Below are 19141 nucleotides of genomic sequence, written 5' to 3'. Positions count from 1 at the left end.
CTGGTTGGCTACGTTCGGGAGGGATAACCGCTGAAAGCATCTAAGCGGGAAGCCTGCTTCGAGATGAGGGCTCCCACCCACTTGATGGGGTAAGGCTCCCTGTAGACGACAGGGTTGATAGGCCAGATATGGAAGCCTTGTGAGAGGTGGAGTTGACTGGTACTAATAGGCCGAGGGCTTGTCCTCAGATGCTCGCGTCCACTGTGAAATTTTTTCTTCGATGACAACCATTTAGTGTTTCGGTGGTCATGGCGGAGGGGAAACGCCCGGTTACATTCCGAACCCGGAAGCTAAGCCTTCCAGCGCCGATGGTACTGCATGGGGGACCGTGTGGGAGAGTAGGTCGCCGCCGAACAATTATTGATAGCAAGTGAGCCCTACCGGATATCCGGTAGGGCTCACTTGCGTTTTCGGTTACCGTGGCAGTCATGAACCAAGGCGCCGGAACACGGTTGATGTGGGACGACGGGGTGACCCGGTACAACTTCGGCCCCCAACATCCCATGAATCCCGTCCGCTTGGCGCTGACCATGCGGCTGGTCGAGGACTTCGGGCTGCTCCGGCACCTCGACGTCGCCGGAGCCCGGCCGGCCGGGGCGTCCACCCTCGGGCTCATCCACCGCTCCGACTACATCGACGCCGTGCGGCGGGCCTCCGCCGATCCGCGCGACACCGACCGGTGGCACGGCCTGGAGACCGAGGACAACCCGGCGTTCGCCGGCATGCACGAGGCCGCCGCGCTCATCGCCGGGCTCTCCGTGGCCGCCGCCGAGGCCCTGCACACCGGGGACGTCCAGCACGCCGTCAACTTCACCGGCGGGCTGCACCACGCCATGCCCGGCTCCGCGGCCGGGTTCTGCGTGTACAACGACCCGGCGATCGCCATCGCCCGGCTGCTCGAACTCGGCCTGGAGCGCGTCGCCTACCTCGATCTGGACGTCCACCACGGCGACGGCGTGCAGGAGGCGTTCTGGGACGACCCCCGGGTGCTGACGATCTCCGTGCACGAGCATCCGCGCACCCTCTTCCCGCACATCACCGGCCGGCCCGACGAGACCGGGGAGGCCGAGGCGGCGCCCGGCAGCGCCGCCAACGTGGCGCTGCCCGCCGGGACCTCGGACGCCGGGTGGCTGCGCGCCGTGCACGCCGTCGTCCCCGAGCTGTTGGCCGACTTCCGGCCGCAGGTCCTGGTGAGCCAGCACGGCGCCGACACCCACTTCGAGGACCTCCAGGCGCATCTCCTGCTCAGTCTCGACGGTCAGCGGGCCGGCATCGAAGCCGCCCACGACTGGGCGCACCGGTACGCGGACGGGCGCTGGCTGGCGCTCGGCGGGGGCGGGTACGCGGTCGTCGACGTCGTCCCCAGGCTGTGGACACACCTCGTCGCCATCGCCGCCCACGCGCCGCTGGAGCCGGCCGCCGCGCTGCCCGACAGCTGGCGGCAGACCGCGTACGCGCTCACCCGGGAGAGCGGGCCGTGGCGGATGACCGACGGCCGTACCCCGCGGTGGCCCGGCTGGGAGGGCGGTTACGACCCGGCCGACCCGGTGGACCAGGCCGTGCTCGCCACCCGGCGCGCGGTGTTCCCGTTGCGCGGACTGCTGCCCTGACGGGCCGCCGGCGGCCCGCGCCGCCCCGGTACTACGCCAGCTGATCCCGTACCTCCCGCACGAGGTGCGGTGTCCGGCTCCCCCCGGTGCGGCGGCCGATCATCGACCGAACGCCCCCTTTGCGGATACGACGCCCACCGCGCGCGCTCCGGCCCGGGGCGCGGGAACTCCGGGTGGGCGCACGGCAGGTTGTCACCCACGCCCCAGCACGCCCCCGGCGCACACAACTGCTCCGGCTCCCCGCCGTACCGGCCGCCCCGTGGGGCGGGGCGGGGCCCAAGCCCGCAGGCCACACGCGGTGTTGGCGGGTGAGTGCGGGGCGTGCGGGGGTAGGGGTGCGGGGTGGGTCCGGACGGGGGCGGGCGGTCCGGTGGCGGGCCGGGAGACCCCGGTGGAGGGGGCCGGCTTCCACGGATGTGGCCCCGGCTTGCGCCCGAGAGCCCCTGATGCGCTATCGGCGCAATCGGACTTCTCTGTCAGCTTGGTGGTAAACGGCCGGTTGAGGCACCTCTTCCCCACTCGCATCACCCGCCCCTAATCTGGGGAGGAGCGCACTTGCGAGAGGGAGTCACCGGAGGGGAAGCCGGTGCCCGACATGTGCGGAAGGTCAGGTGTGACATGGCTGCTGGTGAAAGGCTTCTGAGCGAGGCCAAGTTCCTGACCGTGGCGGAGGTCGCCGCGGTGATGCGAGTGTCGAAGATGACCGTGTACCGCCTGGTGCACGCCGGTCATCTGCCCGCGATCCGGGTGGGAAGGTCCTTCCGGGTCCCCGAGCAGGCCGTCCACGAGTACCTGCGGGAATCCTTTGTGGGAGTGGAAAGCGCCTGATGGCGGGCCGGGAGAAGGCCCGCTAGGCCCTCGATTTACCCGTATCACCCGGTGACCGGTAGGCTGACCCCCATGTAGGTCGTGTGGGCTCGGACGCCCCGCACCGAGTCATCGAAGTGAGCGAGGGTAAGTCGTGGGCTCTGTTATCAAGAAGCGGCGCAAGCGGATGGCGAAGAAGAAGCACCGCAAGCTGCTGAAGCGCACTCGCGTGCAGCGCCGCAACAAGAAGTGAGCGAGCGCGGCTGAACCGGCCCTCCCGTCATACGGATGGGAGGGCCGACGCATGCCGCGGTCCGTGCGAGCCGCCCGATACGGCGGCGGCCCGGCGGCCGGTGCGGTGCACCGGCCGCCGGGCCGTTTCGTGCTGCCTGTTTCCCGGCGGGGTTGTCCCCGCGGGGCTATTCGGCGTTCTTCACGTCCAGACCGAGGCCCGGCAGGAGGTCCTGCACCAGCGGCGGGATGGTGACATCCGGCTGGGGCAGCGGGCCGAGCGGGCCGGTGGCCGCGTCGCCGTCCTCGTCCGTCCCCGGGGTGGGGGCGGCCGGGTTGAGCAGTCCGGTGCCGCCCAGCAGCCCCTGGGGCTCCTCGCCGGCCGTGGAAGGGCTCTCCTGGCCGTGCTCGGGGGTCTCCGGGTCCTCGGAGGCGCTGGGGGGTTCGGTGGTGCCGGAGTCGGGCGTACGGGGCGCCTCTGCGGCGGAGGGGGCGTCCGGCTGCTCGTCGCCGGTGCCGGGGTCGGCGGCGGCCGAGTGTTCCGGCTCCCGGGGGAGCAGGGTGCGCAGCGGGATGATCTCGTCGTCCATCGCGTCGAAGACGGAGGTCACCTCCTCGCCGATGTCCCACAGCTGGGCGGGGAGCTTGCCGCGCAGCAGGTCCCAGGTCTCGCGGTGGCCCTCGGCGAAGGACGACAGCGTCTGGAGCGGGTCGAGCGAGCCGTCGGCCTCGTAGACCTGGCTGAGCAGCCGGTGTCCCTGGGAGGCGTTGTCGGCCATGCTGCTGAGGGTGGTGCGGATCTCGTGCAGCTGCTCGTGGTCGAGGTCGCCGGCCCGGCCGCGGTCCAGGAGGCGGCGGGCCTCGTGGAGCCGGGTGGAGGCGTGGTCGAGGTAGAGCTGGCCCCGGGCGGTGTCGCCGTCGGCGAAGTCGAGGCGCAGGTCCTCCATGCCGCGTTTGAGGCCGTAGAGGGTGTCGCCGGGGAGTGCGTTGGTGCTGGCGACGGCGGCGCCGCCGAGCGCGCCCGCCGCCACGCCCATGGACAGGCCGCCGGCGGCGAGGCCCTTGGTGAGCCGGCTGCGGGGGCGCAGCCGGCCGAGGGCGCTCAGCGGTGGCGCGCGGTGGGCGCCGCGGCCGGTTCTGGCGGCGGCGGGCTGGTCGGGGACCCGGTCCTCGCCGCGGCGGGCGGCGAAGGCGGTTTCCATGGCGGCCATCAGCTGGGCGCGCTGCACCGTTTTGGTCTCGGCGCTCAGCTCGGGCCGGGGCAGGGCGGTCAGCCGGTCCGCCACGGACAGCAGGGCGGCCTGCTCGGGCCTGTCGGCCGGCGGTGCCTCATCGGGCCCGCCCGCCGCGGCCGCCTCGTCCGGCCGGGGCTCCTCGACGGCCTGGGCGAATTCCTGGGCGCGTCGGCCGGCTGGCACGGATCCGATCACGGGCGGCACCTCCTCTCGTCAGCACGGTCGACTCCCCGGTGCGGATGGATGGTTGCCGGTCGCCACCGGTATCACCCGTTCGAGTGATAGTGGGGTGGCGGTGCCGGTTGTAGGGAGTCTGCGAACTCGACAACGAGCGGACGGGCACTCGGGTTACGGCTGGAAGATAATGTTACTGTTCGCCGTTGACTGGTGACGTTCGGCGCCCAACGGGGCCGGGCGCGGGGGCGGTTCGCTACCTGGCGTCGTCCGGCAGGAGCCGGGCGAGGGTGCGCACCGCGCGGTATTGCAGCGTTTTGATGGCCCCTTCGTTCTTGCCCATGACGCGGGCGGTCTCGGCGACCGACAGGCCCTGGAGGAAGCGCAGGGTGACGCACTCCTGCTGCTGGGGGTTGAGCTTGCGGACGGCCTCCAGCAGCGCGGTGTTGGACAGGCTCTCCAGGACGGAGTCCTCGGGGCTGCGCTCGACCTCGTTGGCGTCGAGCATCTCGCCGGTGGTGATCTCCAGCCGGAAGCGGCTCGACTTGAAGTGGTCGGCGACCAGGTTGCGGGCGATGGTGACCAGCCAGGCGCCGAAGTCGCGGCCCTGCCAGGTGAAGGTGCCGATGCGGCGCAGGGCGCGCAGGAAGGTCTCGCTGGTGAGGTCCTCGGCCGTGGCCCGGCCGCCGACGCGGTAGTAGATGTACCGGTAGACGGTGTCGGAGTAGTGGTCGTAGAGGCTGCCGAAGGCCTCGGACTCGCCGGCCTGGGCGCGTTCGACGAGGTCCATCATGCGCCGGCTGTCGCTGTCGGCGGCGGGGCGGCGGGCGGCGCCGCCGCGCGGGACGCGCCGGCCGGTGCTGGGGGAGGCGGCGGGGGTGGCCGCGGGGCTGGTGGGGGTGGTGGGGACGGGGGTCGCTGAGGCGGAGGTGGTGCCGGCGGTGCCATCGGCGAGGACATAGGCGGGGCCGGCGGGGACAGGTGCGGCGGTGAGGGCGGGCATGGCGTACGCGGGAGGGACGAGGACGCGCAGTCGGCCGAAGACCGTCGTGCGCAGCGTAGCCAGGCCCGAGGTGTCAACCCCGACGTGTGGGTACACGGGACTCCCAGAGGCAGAGCTTCCGACACGTGCAGTGGTGCGGGGTCCGTCAGCCGACACCTGGGGGGAGACGCCTGGGGACCGGAATGCGTCTGAGGAGAATAACGCTTCGTACTTGGCGTGCTACGCGTAGTTGCGAAAATCGCCGATTAGGTTTGAAGAGTTACGTGATGTTGTCGGCGCGCTACCCAACGCCATGGAAGAACTGATCGGCCGATGCTTCGATCCGATCGCTGGATGAACGAATCTGACCGATGGCCGGTCGGACGACTGGCCGGCACGCGGCCGGGGTAAAGGGCCGGAATGCGCCTGGCGCACGGGGGCGCGTCCGGGGACGGAGCCGTCAGCGCCGTCGGCGCCGCAGTGCCAGCGCGGCCACTGTGCCGCCCGCCACCGCCCCGGCGCCCGCCGCGGCCGGCACCCCGATCCGTACCGCCTTGCGGCCCGTCCGGTAGTCGCGCACCCGCCAGCCGTGCTTGCGGGCGTGCGCGCGCAACCTGCTGTCGGGATTGATCGCGTAGGGATAACCGACAAGAGACAACATCGGGATGTCGTTCGCCGAATCGCTGTACGCCGCGCAGCGCTCCAGATCCAGCTCCTGGCGCTCCGCCAGGGCGCGGACGGCCATCGCCTTGGCCGGGCCGTGCAGCGGCTCACCGACCAGCCGGCCGGTGTAGACGCCGCCGGCCGACTCGGCCACCGTGCCCAGCGCGCCGGTCAGCCCGAGCCGCCGGGCGATGATGGTGGCCGTCTCCACCGGGGCCGCCGTCACCAGCCACACCCGCTGTCCGGCGTCCAGGTGGGCCTGGGCCAGCGCCCGGGTGCCGCGCCAGATGCGGCCGGCCATGTACTCGTCGTAGATCTCCTCGCCCATCGCCACCAGCTCGGCCACCTTGTGGCCCTTGACGATGGAGAGCGCGCTGTCGCGGGCGTCCGCCATGTGTCCGGCGTTCTCCGCGCCGGCCAGCCGGAAGTACGCCTGTTGCCAGGCGAAGCGGGCCAGGTCCCTGCCGCTGAAGAACTTCCGCTTGTACAGGCCGCGCCCGAAGTGGAAGAGCGCCGCGCCCTGCATCACCGTGTTGTCGAGGTCGAAGAAGGCCGCCGCCCGTACGTCCCCGCGCACCGGGAACTCGGGCTCGGCCACCGTCTCGTCGGCCGCTTCGGCGGCTGCCTCGCCCGCCAGTTCACTGCGCCGGGTCGGCGCGTTCGCACGGCGCGGCCAGCGGCCCCGGGCCAGCCGCGCCAGCCGGCCGGCCGCGCCGGTGGCCCGGTCTTCGCGATCCACGGTTCCGCGCTCGGCGGGCTGGTCCAGCGGCGAGCTTGCCATGGCACCGAGGATAGCCAGTCGCGCGCGGGGTCCCGGTGGCGCGGGCATGTCGCCCGGATTGCCGTGCGCGGCACAATGGGCGGCATGACACCCCTGCTGCGCCGTACGTCCCGCACGTCCCCCCGTCCTCCCCGGGAGCGGACGGTCACGCTGATCGGAAAACCCGGCTGTCATCTGTGCGACGCCGCCCGCGAGGTGGTGGCGGCGGTGTGCGCGGAGACCGGGGCGGCCTGGGAGGAGCGGGACATCACCGTGGACGAGGAGCTGTACCGGCGGTACTGGGAGCAGATCCCGGTGGTGCTGGTGGACGGTGAGCAGCACGATTTCTGGCGGGTGGACGCCGGGCGGCTGCGCCGCGCGTTGGGAGCTTGAGCCCGGTTTGGTTTAGCATGCGGGGTCGTTTTTTCCGTTCCGGTGTACATACGTGAGGAGTGTGACCAGGTGTCCCTGTTGGCGTATGTGGCACCGGTCACTTTGGGCGGACAAAGCGGACACCATCTTTGTGCACGCGTTCACAAAGGCATAGCCTTGGCGCGACGGGGCGGTCTCGGCGCGTGCGCCGTACGCGACCGCTCTCCGCTTGGCTCGACCGGCAGGAGCACCGTGGCAACTGGCCGAAACCACCGACCGGCGACGCGCAGCCGAGGAATCCCCGAGGCGACTGTCGCCCGGCTTCCGCTGTATCTGCGAGCGCTGACCGCGCTCTCCGAGCGCTCGGTGCCGACGGTCTCCTCCGAGGAGCTGGCCGGCGCGGCCGGGGTGAACTCGGCGAAGCTGCGCAAGGACTTCTCCTACCTCGGCAGCTACGGCACCCGGGGCGTGGGGTACGACGTCGAGTATCTCGTGTACCAGATCTCGCGCGAACTCGGGCTCACCCAGGACTGGCCCGTGGTCATCGTCGGCATCGGTAATCTCGGCGCGGCGCTCGCCAACTACGGCGGTTTCGCCTCGCGCGGCTTCCGGGTCGCGGCGCTGATCGACGCCGACCCGAAGATGACCGGCAAGCAGGTCGCGGGCATCGGGGTGCGGCACGTGGACGAACTGGAGTCGATCGTGCACACCAACGGGGTGTCGATCGGTGTCATCACCACCCCGGCGGGCGCGGCGCAGCAGGTGTGCGACCGGCTGGTGGGGGCCGGGGTCACCTCCATCCTGAACTTCTCCCCGACGGTGCTCTCGGTGCCGGAGGGGGTGGACGTGCGCAAGGTGGATCTGTCGATAGAGCTCCAGATCCTCGCCTTCCACGAGCAGCGCAAGGCCGCCGACGAGCTGTCGCGCGGGCTGCGCGGGCCCGAGCGCCCGGCGCCGGCCGCCGGGGGTACGGGCGGTGGCGCGGGTGGCGCGCGGCGCGGCGAGGGCCCGGGGCCCGATGGTGACATCCCGGCGGTGATGCCGGCATGACGCTGCTCGTGGTCGGAGTGAGTCACCGCAGCGCGCCGGTGAGCGTCCTGGAGCGGGCGGCGATCGCCCCCGGGGCGCGTGCCGGGCTGCTGCACGAGCTGCTGGCGGCCGAGCCGGTGCTGGAGGCGGCGGTGCTGTCGACGTGCAACCGGATCGAGCTGTACGCGGACGTGGACCGGTACCACGCGGGGATCGCCGAGCTGTCCGGGATGCTGGCGCGCTACGGCGGGGTCGGTCCCGACGAGCTGGATCCGTACCTCTACGCGCGGTACGGGGACGAGGCCGTCACGCATCTGTTCACCGTGGCCTGCGGGCTCGACTCGATGGTGGTCGGCGAGGGCCAGATCCTGGGGCAGCTGAAGGACGCGCTGGCCCTGGCGCAGGACGAGCAGAGCGCGGGCCGGCAGCTGAACGAGCTGTTCCAGCGGGCGCTGCGGGTCGGCAAGCGGGCGCACAGCGAGACCGGTATCGACCGGGCCGGGCAGTCGCTGGTGACGTTCGGCCTGGGGCAGCTAGGGCCTGGCCGGCGGGTCTTGGTGGATCAGCCCTCGTCGTCGGATGCGGTCAGCTGCAAGGCGGAGCGTCGTCCTCATACCGGGTCGTATTCGGACGATGCGACAACGCAGCAGATGGCCGTAGCCGGCGTCGAGGGCCCGCCAAGATCCGCCGGCCAGGCACTGGCCCCGGCGGCCGGTCCCGGGTCACCCGCGGTGGTGCCGGCGCAGGCGTCCGGGGACGCCGGGCAGCCGGACATGTCGTGGGTGCGCGGGCTGCGGGCGCTGGTGATCGGCGCCGGGTCGATGTCGTCGCTGGCCGCGGCGACCCTCGCGCGCGCCGGCGTGGCCGAACTGGTGATCGCCAACAGGACGCTGGAGCGCGCCGAACGGCTGGCCGCCTCGCTGGACGCCCAGACGGCGGCGCCCGCGCCCGAGCACACCGGGGAGCCGGGGGCCGGCGCGGACTGCGGCGACCCCGGGTGCCCGGTCGGGTCCGGCTGCGCCGAGCGGGCCGCGGCGCGCGGGCCGCGCGCGCGGGCGGTGCCCATCAACGCCATCTCCATCACCGCCGAGCTGGCCCTGGCCGATCTCGTCATCTCGTGCACCGGCGCCACCGGCCTGGTGCTGACCGCGCAGGCCGTGGCGGGCGCGCTGCGCGAGCGGCGCGCGGACCAGCGGGAGCCGGCGCTGCTCGACCTGGCGATGCCGCGCGACATCGACGCCGCCGTGCACCGGCTGCCCGGGGTGCGGTTCGTCGACATCGAGTCGCTGGCCGCCGCCTCGGCGGACGCCCCGATGGCCGCCGATGTGCAGGCCGTGCGGGACATCGTCGCCGAGGAGGTCGCCGACTTCGGCGCCGCCCAGCGCGCCGCCTACATCACCCCGACCGTCGTCGCCCTGCGCGCGATGGCCGCCGACGTGGTCTCCAGCGAGCTGGCGCGGCTGCACGGCCGGCTGCCGGGCCTCGGCGAGAAGGAACGCGCGGAGGTCACCCACGCGGTGCGCCGCGTGGTGGACAAGCTGCTGCACGCGCCGACCGTCCGGGTCAAGGAACTGGCGGGGGAGCCCGGCGGCGCCGACTACGCCGCCGCGCTGCGTGAGCTGTTCGATCTCGACCCGCAGCCGGCCGCCGCCACCAGCGGCACCGGCAGCACCAGACGTAACGCGGAACAGGAGCGGTCATGACCACCCCCACCCGGGCCCTGCGGCTCGGCACCCGGCGCAGCGCCCTCGCGATGGCGCAGTCCGGGATGATCGCGGACCAGGTCCGAGCCCGCACCGGGCGACCGGTGGAGCTGGTGGAGATCACCACCTACGGTGATGTCTCCCGGGAGGCGCTGGCCACCATCGGTGGTACCGGGGTCTTCGTGTCGGCGCTGCGCGACGCGCTGGTGGCCGGGGAGATCGACTTCGCCGTCCACTCGCTGAAGGACCTGCCGACCGCGCAGCCGCCCGAGCTGGCCCTGGCGGCCGTCCCGGTGCGGGCCGATGTGCGCGACGCGCTGGTCGCCCGGGACGGGCTGACCTTCGAGGCGCTGCTGGTGGAGAACGGCACCGCCCGGGTCGGTACCGGCTCGCCGCGCCGGATGGCGCAGCTCCAGGCGTGGGCCCGCTCGCTGGGTTGCGAGTTGGACACGGTCGCGATCCGGGGGAATGTCGACACCCGGATCGGGTACGTGCGTGGCGGCGAACTCGATGCCGTCGTGCTCGCCTCCGCCGGATTGCACCGACTGGGGCGGGAAGCGGAGATCACCGACTTCCTGCCGCCCGACACAGTCCTGCCCGCCCCCGGCCAGGGGGCACTGGCGGTGGAGTGCGCCGCGTCCGACGCGGAGCTCGCCGCCCAGCTCGCGGAGCTGGACGACCCGCACACCCGGGTCGCCGTCACCGCCGAGCGAACCCTGCTCTCGGTCCTGGAGGCCGGTTGCAGCGCACCCGTGGGTGCGCTGGCCGATCTGCGGACGGACGAGCGGGATGTCACCGAAATGCGCCTGCGCGGCGTCGTCGGCACCACCGACGGCACCTCGCTGGTGCAGCTGTCCACCACCGGTCCCGTACCGGCGTCGCCCGCCGAGGCGGTGGCCCACGCAGAACGTGTGGGTGCCGAACTCGCCCGGGAGATGCTCGCCAAGGGCGCGGCCGGTCTGATGGGGGAGCGAGCACATTGAGCCCCACCGCCGCACGCATCCTGGCGGCCCAGCCGGCCGGTCACTCCGGTCCGTACCAAGGGCACGTCACCTTTCTCGGGGCCGGACCGGGCGATCCGGGCCTGCTGACCCTGCGCGCCGTGGAGGCGCTCGCCCGGGCCGATGTCCTGGTCGCCGAGCCACGGGCGTACGACGTGGTGCGCGCGCATCTGCGGCCGGGGACGGACACCCCGCTGCAGAACGGCGCTCTCGCCACCACGGCGAGTGATGCCGCCGATCTTGTCATGCGGGCCGCGCGCAGCGGCAAGCGGGTGGTCCGTGCGGTCGCCGGTGACCCCGGTATGGACACGGACGCCACCGCCGACATGCTGGCGCTGGCCGCCGAGGGCATCACCTTCGAGGTGGTGCCGGGCATCGCGCACGCCGTGGGCGTGGCCGCGTACGCCGGGGTGCCGCTGCGTGATCCCGAGGGCACCGATGTGCGGTTCGTGGACGCGGCGACCGCCGACGAGCGGTGCTGGACGGAGGTCGGCGCGAGCGACGCCACGGTGGTGGTGTCGGCGGTGCTGGAGACGGTGGCCGGCACGGCCGCGCGGCTGATCTCCTCGGGCCGCAAGCCCGACACCCCGGTGTCGGTGACGATCGCGGGCACCACGACCCGGCAGCGGACCTGGTCGGCGACGCTGGGCACGGTGGAGCGGACGCTGAAGTCGGCGAAGGTGCTGCCCTCGCCGGAGGGCGACCGGCCGGTGATAGCCGTCGTGGGCGAGCGCGGGGCGAACGCCCGGCGCGATGAGCTGGCGTGGTTCGAGTCCAAGCCGCTGTTCGGCTGGAAGGTGCTGGTGCCGCGGACGAAGGAGCAGGCGGCCTCGCTCTCGGAGCAGCTGCGGTCCTACGGCGCGGTGCCCAGCGAGGTGCCGACGATCGCCGTGGAGCCGCCGCGTACCCCGCAGCAGATGGACCGGGCGGTCAAGGGCCTGGTGACCGGGCGCTACGAGTGGATCGCGTTCACCTCGGTGAACGCGGTGCGGGCGATCCGGGAGAAGTTCGAGGAGTACGGTCTTGACGCGCGGGCGTTCGCCGGGATCAAGGTGGCTGCGGTCGGTGAGCAGACCGCCCGGGCCCTGATCGACTTCGGGGTGCGCCCGGACCTGGTGCCCAGCGGCGAGCAGTCGGCCGCCGGGCTGCTGGAGGACTGGCCGCCGTACGACCCGGTGTTCGACCCGATCGACCGGGTGTTCCTGCCGCGGGCCGACATCGCCACCGAGACGCTGGTGGCGGGCCTGGTCGAGATGGGCTGGGAGGTGGACGACGTGACGGCGTACCGGACGGTGCGCGCCTCGCCGCCGCCGGCCGAGACCCGGGAGGCGATCAAGGGCGGCGGGTTCGACGCGGTGCTGTTCACCTCCTCGTCCACGGTGCGGAACCTGGTCGGGATCGCGGGCAAGCCGCACAATGTGACGGTGATCGCGTGCATCGGCCCGGCGACGGCGAAGACCGCGCAGGAGCACGGGCTGCGGGTGGACGTACTGGCGCCCGAGCCGTCGGTGCACGCGCTGGCCGAGGCGCTGGCCCAGTACGGGGAGCAGCGCCGGGCGGCGGCCCTGGAGGCCGGTGAGGTGCTGAAGCGGCCGAGCGAGAAGCGTCCGCAGCGACGGAGGGCCCGTACGTCATGAGCGACCGGTTGAGCGGATACGGTTCTGCATCCGGCGGCTTCCCGGCGGTGCGTCCGCGCCGACTGCGGACCACCCCGGCGATGCGCCGCATGGTGGCCGAGCACACGCTGCGGCCGGCCGATCTGGTGCTGCCGGCGTTCGTCCGGGAGGGCATCGCGGAGCCGGTGGCGATCTCGTCGATGCCGGGCGTGGTGCAGCACACCCTGGACTCGCTGCGGAAGGCCGCCGCCGACGCGGCGGCGGCCGGGGTCAGCGGGATCATGCTGTTCGGGGTGCCGGAGGTCAAGGACGCGGTCGGTTCGGAAGGCACCGACCCGGACGGAATCCTCCAGCGGGCGCTGCGCGCGGTGCGGGCCGAGGTCGGCGACGACCTGGTGGTGATGGCGGACACCTGTCTGGACGAGTTCACCGATCACGGGCACTGCGGGGTGCTGGACGAGCACGGCCGGGTCGACAACGACGCCACGCTCGCCCGGTACGCCGAGATGGCGGTGGCGCAGGCGGAGGCCGGCGCGCACATGCTGGGCCCGTCCGGGATGATGGACGGTCAGGTCGGGGTGATCCGGGCGGCGCTGGACGCGGCCGGGTACCACGACGTGTCGCAGCTGGCGTACACCGCGAAGTACGCCTCGGCGTTCTACGGGCCGTTCCGCGAGGCGGTGAACTCCTCGCTGCGCGGGGACCGCAAGACGTATCAGCAGGATCCGGCGAACGGGCGGGAGGCGCTGCGCGAGCTGGCGCTGGACCTGGCCGAGGGCGCGGACGCGGTGATGGTCAAGCCCGGGCTGCCGTACCTGGACGTGCTGGCCCGGGTGGCGGCGGTGGTGGACGTGCCGGTGGCCGCGTACCAGATCTCCGGTGAGTACGCGATGGTCGAGGCGGCGGCGGAGCGCGGCTGGATCGAGCGGGAACGCGCGATCGACGAGACGCTGATGGCGTTCAAGCGGGCCGGTGCCGATGTGATTCTCACCTACTGGGCGACCGAAGCGGCGCGGCGGCTGGCAGGCTGAGGGCAGCACACGCGAGGACGTCAGCAGGAGGCACCATGACCAGCACCGTCGCCCAGGGATCCACGGCCGTCGTGACCGGGGCCAGCAGCGGGATCGGTGCCGCCGCGGCGCGGCGGCTGGCGGCGGCCGGGTACCGGGTGGTGCTGACGGCGCGCCGGGCCGAGCGGATCGAGGCGCTGGCGGAGGAGTTGTCGGCGGCCGGGCACGCGGCGGTGGCGTATCCGCTGGATGTGACGGACCGGGCGGCGGTGGACGCGTTCGCGGGCTCGCTGGAGCGGGTGGACGTGCTGGTCAACAACGCGGGCGGCGCGCTGGGCCTGGACCCGGTGGCGCAGGGCGATCCGGCCGACTGGCGCGCGATGTACGAGGTCAATGTGCTGGGCGTGCTGCACATGACGCAGGCGCTGCTGCCGGCGCTGATCGCGAGCGGCGCGGGCACGGTGCTGGTGGTGTCCTCGACGGCCGGGCACGGTACGTACGAGGGCGGTGGCGGCTATGTGGCGGCCAAGCACGGGACGCACGCGCTGACCGAGACGCTCCGTCTGGAGCTGGTGGGCGAGCCGGTGCGGGTGATCGAGATCGCGCCGGGCATGGTGGCGACGGAGGAGTTCTCGCTGAACCGGTTCGGCGGGGACCCCGAGCGGGCCGCGCAGGTGTACGCGGGGGTGGCGCAGCCGCTGACCGCCGATGACGTGGCGGACACCATCGCGTGGACGGTGACCCGGCCGCAGCATGTGAACGTGGACCTGCTGGTGGTCAGGCCGCGCGCCCAGGTGTCCAACACGAAGGTGCACCGGGAGAGCTGATGGCACCGCTGCCGGAGGTGGTGGCGGTGGCGCGTCGGTGCGCGCGTCCCGGGTTCGTGCTGTGGGTGGTGCGCGGCGGCGAGACGGTGGTGGCCGAGGCCGGGGGCACGGCGGTGGGCTGGGGCGCCGGGCCGGGCGGCGTGGTGGAGCTGCCGCAGGCGCGGCGGGTGCCGATGACGGTGGACACGGTCTTCGATCTGGCGTCGCTGACGAAGCTGTACACGGGGCTGCTGGTGGCGCGGGCGGCGCAGGAGGGGCTGCTGGAGCTGGACGCGCCGGTGGAGGGTTACGTTCCGGAGGTGGCGCCGGGGGCGGGGCGGGCGACGCTGCGTCAGCTGCTGGCGCACACCGGCGGGATGGCCGCCGATCTGGATCTGGCGCCGTATCCGACCCGGGCGGCGCGGCTGGCGGCGGCGCTGGGGCAGCCGCCCCAGTATCCGCCGGGGCAGGGGCAGCGGTACTCGGACCTGGGGCTGATCACGGCCGGGGTGGCGGTGGAGCGGGCGGCGGGTGCCGGGCTCGATGTGCTGCTGGAGCGGTGGTTCACCGGGCCGCTGGGGCTGGTGGACACCGGGTACCGGCCCGGGCGAGACCCGGGGCGGGCGGCGCGCTGCGCGGCGACGGAGTACCAGCCGTGGACGGGGCGCGGGGTGGTGCGCGGCGAGGTGCACGACGAGAAGGCGTTCCTGCTGGGCGGGGTGGCCGGGCACGCGGGGATCTTCGCGACGGCGCGGGAGGTGGCGGTGCTGGGGCAGGTGCTGCTGGACGGCGGCCGGTACGGGGGTGTGCGGGTGCTGGCGCCGGAGTACGCGGCGCTGTGGCCGGGCTGGGAGCGCGACCGGCCGGCGTACATGGGGACGCTGGCGTCGCCGGAGACATTCGGGCACTGCGGGTTCACGGGGACGAGTGTGGTGGTGGACCGGCGCTCGGGCACGGTGCTGGTGCTGCTGACGAACCGGGTGCATCCGGGGCGGGAGCGGGAGGCGGCCGGGGTGCGGGCGGCGGTGGCCTCGGCGCTGTAGTCCCAGGGTGCGGGTTCCGGCCGGAACAAGGCCATTTCGCCGGCGCGGCCGGGAGTGTACATTCGTACACTCGGTGGTCGGACCGGTCCGGCCACCGTGCCGCGTACTCATTGCTAAGGACCCCTTCCGTGGATCTCGCCACGCGCCGCCGCCGTCGGTCTCTCTTCCTGCTCTTCCTCCTCCCCGGCCTGTCGATCTCCTCGTGGGTGACCCGCACCCCCGACATCCGGGACGCGCTGGGCGCCTCGACCGGGCAGATGGGGCTGATCCTCTTCGGCCTCTCGGTCGGCTCCATGCTGGGCATCCTCAGCTCCGGGGCGCTGGTGGCCCGGTACGGTACCCGGCCGGTGGTGGGCCTCGGCACCGTGCTGGTGGTGGTGAGCCTGGTCACCATCGGCATGGGCACCCTGTCCGGGGCCGCGCCGGTGGTCACCCTGGGGCTGGCGCTGTTCGGGGCCGGGATGGGCTCCGGCGAGGTGGCGCTGAACGTCGAGGGCGCCGAGATCGAACGGATCACGGGGCGGGCGGTGCTGCCCGCGCTGCACGGCTTCTTCAGCCTGGGCACGGCGATCGGCGCCACGCTCGGCATCGTCTGCACCGCCACCCGGCTGCCGGTGCAGTGGCACCTGCTGGCCGTCGCCTCGGTCGCCGCGGTGATCCTCATCGGGGCCTTCGGCGGCATCCCGGCCGGCGTCGGCCGGCGGGAGGCGGCCGGCCCCGGGACGGCGGACGGCGGGGCGGGCGCGGCGAGCCCGGTGTGGCGGGACACCCGGCTGCTGCTGATCGGCGGCGTCGTGCTGGCCATGGCGCTCGCGGAGGGCGCGGCCAACGACTGGCTGCCGCTGCTCATGGTCGACGGCCACGGCCTGGACGCCTCGCTCGGCTCGGTGATGTACGCGGGCTTCGCCGCCGCCATGGCCACCGGCCGGTTCAGCGGCACGGTCCTGGTCAACCGCTTCGGCCGGGCCACCGTGATGCGGGCCAGCGCCGTCTCGGGGGCCGCCGGGCTCGCCCTGGTGATCTTCGCCGGCAACCCGGTGCTGGCGGGCTGCGCGGTCCTGCTGTGGGGGCTCGGCGCCTCGCTCGGCTTCCCGCTGGCGCTCTCGGCGGCCGGCGAGTCCGGGCCCAACCCGGCCGCCCGGGTCAGCCTGGCCTCCATCATCGGCTACACCGCCTTCCTGGTCGGGCCGCCCGGACTCGGCTTCCTCGGCGAGCACTACGGGCTGCGCGGCGCCATGGTCGTGGTGCTGGTGTGCGTGATCGGGGCGATCTTCCTCGCCCCGGCGGTCGGCAGCCGTCCCGGGCCACGGGACGGCGAGCGGGCCGGGGGCGACGGGGACGCCGCCGTACCGCAGGCCGTGCCGGAGACCGCTGCGCAGGACATCCCGGAGGCCGGTGAGGCGGCCGGCGGGCGGCGGCCGGCGCCGTGACGGTAGGCGGCCCGGCCGCCCCGGCCGCCGGGCCGCCGGGCAGGGGGCGCCGAGACAGAACCCGGACATCCGTGGGATCGGTCGATGATCGTTCCGCCCCTAGGGTGGTGGCGTCCCGACCGGACAGCGCACGAAACCCCCCACGGCAACGGAGACTTCCATGCGTACCCGCCGCGCCCCCCGTACCGCCCGCCTGGCCCTGGCCATCACGGCCGCGGCGGCCCTGACCGCCACCCTCACCGCCTGTGAGGACGAGGTCGTCGACAGCGGTGCGGACACCTCCGACTCGGCCGGGGCCGGCGACTCCGGCTCCGATGACACCGCACCCGAGGGCTCGGGCGACGGCGAGGGCAACCCCGTCGAGCAGGTCTGCGGCACCACCGATCTGACCTTCACCGTCAGCGAGGAGAGCCAGGCCGGCGGCTATCTGCTGGTCACCGCGCAGGCCAACGAGGGCATCACCTGCTACCTGTACGGCACCTACCCGGTCGCCGCGTTCGGCTCCGCCGAGGACAGCCACGCCTTCCAGATCGAGCAGGGCGCCTCCGAGGACATCCAGCTCTCCGGCGACACCGTCGCCTACGCCGGCATCCAGCCCAAGACCACCGGCGACGAGCACGGCGCCGAGTACGAGCAGCTGATCATCGGCATCCTCGACGACCCGAGCGACCCGGTCGGCCTGCCGCTGGACGCGCCGGTCCTGGTGGACGAGCCCGGCACCACCAAGTGGACCGCCGACCCGGCGCTGGCCGTGCCCACCACCTACTGACCCGCGCCGTCAGGGCCTGCGGCCCCGAAAGGTGCGCCGCAGGTCCGCCACCCAGGCGTCCGGGTTCTCCCAGGGGATGAAGTGGCCGCCCCGGTCGTGGGCGGTGACATTGACGTGGTGGAACCACCGGGACTGCGGACCGGTCACGAACGCCCGCACCCGCTCCTCTGCGCTGTGGATCCCGGGCGGGTTCTCGTAGCCGACGAGGGTGACGCCGACCGGTGCCTCGACGACCGGGGTGCGGTCGTGGACGGGGGTCCAGGGGTAGCGGTTGGCGTTGGCGTAGTACCGCATCGAGGTGGCGATGGAGTTGTTCACCCAGTAGATGGTGGCGTGGGTGAGCAGTTCGTCCGGGGTGAAGACGGAGGCGAGGTCGCCGCCGTTGTCGCTCCAGGCGTTCCAGCGCTCCAGCAGCCAGGCCAGCAGCCCGGCGGGTGAGTCGCTGAGGCCGTGGGCCAGGGTCGCGCCGTCCAGCATGTGCACGGCCAGGTGCGGGGCCCAGCGGCGGTCGAGTTCCACGACGCGGGCGCGGACGGCGGCGGGCTGGTCGTCGGTCAGCGGGCTGTTGCGGGCGAAGTCCCAGGCGCGGGGGCCGTTGAAGAAGCTGAGCGGCAGCCCGGAGCCGATGTGGATGCCGTACAGCTCGTCGGGGTACTTGTGGCCGAGCTGGCTGGAGACCAGGCCGCCGATGTCGCAGCCGCCGGCCGCGTACTTCTCGTACCCCAGGGTCTCGGTCATGAGGATGTGCCAGAGGTCGGACACCTTCCAGAAGTTGATGTCCGGGAAGCCGGTCAGCGGGCCGGGGAAGCCGAAGCCGGGCAGCGAGGGCACGATCACCTCGAACGCGTCGGCCGGGTCGCCGCCGTCGGCGGCCGGGTCGGCGAGCCGGTCGATGACCTTCGACCAGTGCCAGAACGTCCACGGCCAGCCGTGGGTGAGGATCAGCGGTACGGGGGCGGGGCCGGTGCCCGGCTTGCGCAGGAAGTGCACCGGCACGCCGTCGACGGGCACCGTGTAGTGCTCGTACGCGTTGATGGCGGCCTCGGCCGCGCGCCAGTCGTAGCCGTCCCGCCAGTGGGCGACCAGCTCCCGCAGGTACCCGGCCGGGACGCCGTAGGACCAGTCCTCGTTCCCCTCGTCCAGTGGCGGACGGGTCAGGGCGAGCCGGGCCCGCAGGTCCTCCAGCACCTGGTCGGGCACCCGGATCGGGGTGGGTTCCAGTGGAAAGGCGGCTGCGGGGGTCATGGCGCGGTTCCTCCCGGGGCTGCGGCTGACGGCCCGGCCGGACCGGCCGAGGACACGGCGGCGAGCCGGGCCAGTTTACGGAGCACGGGCGGTGCCCCGCTCGCCGTGCGGCGGGCGGGGCACCGGAGAAGAGACGTGAACGCTGATCCCGGGAGGGTGCTTACGGGACCTGGAGGAGCTTGTTCGGGGAGCCGGTGCCGGGGCTGCCGACCTGGCCGGTGACGGACGCGGAGTCCAGCGCGGACCAGACCTGGGCCGGGGTGGCACCGGGGTTGTCGGCCAGGTAGAGGGCGGCCACACCGGCGACGTGCGGGGTCGCCATCGAGGTGCCGGAGATGGTGTTGGTGGCGGTGTCACTGGTGCGCCAGGCGGCCGTGATGCTGGTGCCCGGGGCGAAGATGTCCACCGTCGCGCCCCAGTTGGAGTAGCTGGCGCGGGAGTCGTTGCTCTGGGTGGCGCCCACCGTGATGGCCTCGGAGACCCGGGCCGGCGAGTAGTTGGCAGCGTTCGCGTTGCTGTTGCCCGCCGCGATCGCGTAGGTCACCCCGGCCGCGATGGAGTTGCGGACGGCCTGGTCGAGGGTGGTGTCGGCGCCGCCGCCGAGGCTGACGTTGGCGACGGAGGGTCCGGAGGCGTTGCCGGTGACCCAGTCGAT

At 73.2% G+C, this 19141-nt stretch carries 18 protein-coding genes and 2 rRNA genes; 15 read left to right on the top strand and 5 right to left on the bottom strand.

The genetic code is table 11. The features are described from left to right. The 5 genes from BM385_RS25975 to BM385_RS25955 all read left to right on the top strand — a co-directional run. Window positions 1–186: ribosomal RNA gene (locus BM385_RS25975) — 23S ribosomal RNA — on the top strand; the annotation flags it as partial. A 52-nt stretch (window positions 187–238) separates the two neighbouring features. Then, window positions 239–355: ribosomal RNA gene (gene rrf, locus BM385_RS25970) — 5S ribosomal RNA — on the top strand. Window positions 356–455: 100 nt separating this feature from the next. Further along, entirely contained in the window at window positions 456–1610 is a 1155-nt protein-coding gene (locus BM385_RS25965) for an acetoin utilization protein AcuC (RefSeq protein WP_019431886.1), read from the top strand. Between the two features lie 618 nt (window positions 1611–2228). Next, window positions 2229–2438, top strand: a complete 210-nt coding sequence (locus BM385_RS25960; protein WP_019431885.1) for a helix-turn-helix domain-containing protein — start codon at window positions 2229–2231, stop codon at window positions 2436–2438. 133 nt (window positions 2439–2571) lie between these two features. Beyond that, window positions 2572–2670 (top strand): 30S ribosomal protein bS22, encoded by a 99-nt coding sequence (locus BM385_RS25955; protein WP_003948845.1) that lies wholly within the window; start codon window positions 2572–2574, stop codon window positions 2668–2670. 166 nt (window positions 2671–2836) lie between these two features. On the opposite strand, the gene BM385_RS25950 is transcribed toward BM385_RS25955, so the two are convergent. The 3 genes from BM385_RS25950 to BM385_RS25940 form a co-directional block, all read right to left on the bottom strand. Further along, window positions 2837–4078: a DUF5667 domain-containing protein gene (locus BM385_RS25950; RefSeq protein ID WP_019431884.1), complete on the bottom strand. Its 1242-nt coding sequence runs from the start codon at window positions 4076–4078 to the stop codon at window positions 2837–2839. Window positions 4079–4313: 235 nt separating this feature from the next. After that, entirely contained in the window at window positions 4314–5156 is an 843-nt protein-coding gene (locus tag BM385_RS25945) for an ECF subfamily RNA polymerase sigma factor, BldN family (protein WP_037755087.1), read from the bottom strand. Between the two features lie 343 nt (window positions 5157–5499). Continuing rightward, window positions 5500–6483, bottom strand: a complete 984-nt coding sequence (locus tag BM385_RS25940) for an HAD family hydrolase (protein WP_254791742.1) — start codon at window positions 6481–6483, stop codon at window positions 5500–5502. Between the two features lie 84 nt (window positions 6484–6567). Between BM385_RS25940 and BM385_RS25935 the strand changes: the two genes are divergently transcribed. From BM385_RS25935 to BM385_RS25890, 10 genes are all read left to right on the top strand, one after another. Further along, complete coding sequence (locus BM385_RS25935) at window positions 6568–6855, top strand: glutaredoxin family protein (protein WP_026047104.1); 288 nt, start codon at window positions 6568–6570, stop codon at window positions 6853–6855. Window positions 6856–7086: 231 nt separating this feature from the next. Beyond that, complete coding sequence (locus BM385_RS25930; protein ID WP_026047103.1) at window positions 7087–7884, top strand: redox-sensing transcriptional repressor Rex; 798 nt, start codon at window positions 7087–7089, stop codon at window positions 7882–7884. Beyond that, window positions 7881–9566: a hypothetical protein gene (locus BM385_RS25925; RefSeq protein WP_019431879.1), complete on the top strand. Its 1686-nt coding sequence runs from the start codon at window positions 7881–7883 to the stop codon at window positions 9564–9566. Before BM385_RS25930 ends, BM385_RS25925 begins: the two co-directional genes overlap by 4 nt. Next, complete coding sequence (hemC, locus tag BM385_RS25920) at window positions 9563–10549, top strand: hydroxymethylbilane synthase (protein WP_019431878.1); 987 nt, start codon at window positions 9563–9565, stop codon at window positions 10547–10549. Before BM385_RS25925 ends, hemC begins: the two co-directional genes overlap by 4 nt. Beyond that, window positions 10546–12204 carry a bifunctional uroporphyrinogen-III C-methyltransferase/uroporphyrinogen-III synthase gene (locus BM385_RS25915; protein WP_019431877.1) on the top strand — a complete coding sequence of 553 codons (1659 nt, stop codon included), beginning with the start codon at window positions 10546–10548 and terminating at the stop codon, window positions 12202–12204. Before hemC ends, BM385_RS25915 begins: the two co-directional genes overlap by 4 nt. Next, window positions 12201–13214 (top strand): porphobilinogen synthase, encoded by a 1014-nt coding sequence (hemB, locus tag BM385_RS25910; RefSeq protein WP_093844551.1) that lies wholly within the window; start codon window positions 12201–12203, stop codon window positions 13212–13214. Before BM385_RS25915 ends, hemB begins: the two co-directional genes overlap by 4 nt. Window positions 13215–13249: 35 nt before the next feature. Then, window positions 13250–14020 carry an SDR family NAD(P)-dependent oxidoreductase gene (locus tag BM385_RS25905; RefSeq protein ID WP_019431875.1) on the top strand — a complete coding sequence of 257 codons (771 nt, stop codon included), beginning with the start codon at window positions 13250–13252 and terminating at the stop codon, window positions 14018–14020. Further along, window positions 14020–15042: a serine hydrolase domain-containing protein gene (locus tag BM385_RS25900; RefSeq protein ID WP_019431874.1), complete on the top strand. Its 1023-nt coding sequence runs from the start codon at window positions 14020–14022 to the stop codon at window positions 15040–15042. The genes BM385_RS25905 and BM385_RS25900 overlap by 1 nt, the downstream gene beginning before the upstream one ends. A gap of 128 nt (window positions 15043–15170) precedes the next feature. Beyond that, window positions 15171–16472: an MFS transporter gene (locus BM385_RS25895; protein ID WP_093844550.1), complete on the top strand. Its 1302-nt coding sequence runs from the start codon at window positions 15171–15173 to the stop codon at window positions 16470–16472. 160 nt (window positions 16473–16632) lie between these two features. Further along, complete coding sequence (locus BM385_RS25890) at window positions 16633–17241, top strand: DUF4232 domain-containing protein (protein ID WP_019431872.1); 609 nt, start codon at window positions 16633–16635, stop codon at window positions 17239–17241. A gap of 9 nt (window positions 17242–17250) precedes the next feature. On the opposite strand, the gene BM385_RS25885 is transcribed toward BM385_RS25890, so the two are convergent. Both BM385_RS25885 and BM385_RS25880 read right to left on the bottom strand, forming a co-directional pair. After that, window positions 17251–18486, bottom strand: coding sequence for an epoxide hydrolase family protein (locus tag BM385_RS25885; protein ID WP_093844549.1), 1236 nt, complete (start codon window positions 18484–18486; stop codon window positions 17251–17253). Between the two features lie 160 nt (window positions 18487–18646). Then, window positions 18647–19141: S8 family serine peptidase (locus BM385_RS25880; RefSeq protein ID WP_175543115.1), on the bottom strand; the 495-nt coding region annotated here is incomplete at its 5' end.

It is taken from the genome of Streptomyces harbinensis (assembly GCF_900116145.1).
GTDB lineage: Bacteria > Actinomycetota > Actinomycetes > Streptomycetales > Streptomycetaceae > Streptomyces > Streptomyces carpaticus.
Note: the sequence above shows the minus strand (reverse complement) of the source record. Positions and strands in the feature narration are given on the sequence as shown.

Coding starts and splice junctions, on each gene's coding strand:
- BM385_RS25965 (WP_019431886.1), top strand. CDS start 456: ATGTGGGACGACGGGGTGACCCGGTACAACTTCGGCCCCCAACATCCC.
- BM385_RS25935 (WP_026047104.1), top strand. CDS start 6,568: ATGACACCCCTGCTGCGCCGTACGTCCCGCACGTCCCCCCGTCCTCCC.
- BM385_RS25900 (WP_019431874.1), top strand. CDS start 14,020: ATGGCACCGCTGCCGGAGGTGGTGGCGGTGGCGCGTCGGTGCGCGCGT.
- hemB (WP_093844551.1), top strand. CDS start 12,201: ATGAGCGACCGGTTGAGCGGATACGGTTCTGCATCCGGCGGCTTCCCG.
- BM385_RS25960 (WP_019431885.1), top strand. CDS start 2,229: ATGGCTGCTGGTGAAAGGCTTCTGAGCGAGGCCAAGTTCCTGACCGTG.
- BM385_RS25890 (WP_019431872.1), top strand. CDS start 16,633: ATGCGTACCCGCCGCGCCCCCCGTACCGCCCGCCTGGCCCTGGCCATC.
- BM385_RS25905 (WP_019431875.1), top strand. CDS start 13,250: ATGACCAGCACCGTCGCCCAGGGATCCACGGCCGTCGTGACCGGGGCC.
- hemC (WP_019431878.1), top strand. CDS start 9,563: ATGACCACCCCCACCCGGGCCCTGCGGCTCGGCACCCGGCGCAGCGCC.
- BM385_RS25940 (WP_254791742.1), bottom strand. CDS start 6,483: ATGGCAAGCTCGCCGCTGGACCAGCCCGCCGAGCGCGGAACCGTGGAT.
- BM385_RS25925 (WP_019431879.1), top strand. CDS start 7,881: ATGACGCTGCTCGTGGTCGGAGTGAGTCACCGCAGCGCGCCGGTGAGC.
- BM385_RS25885 (WP_093844549.1), bottom strand. CDS start 18,486: ATGACCCCCGCAGCCGCCTTTCCACTGGAACCCACCCCGATCCGGGTG.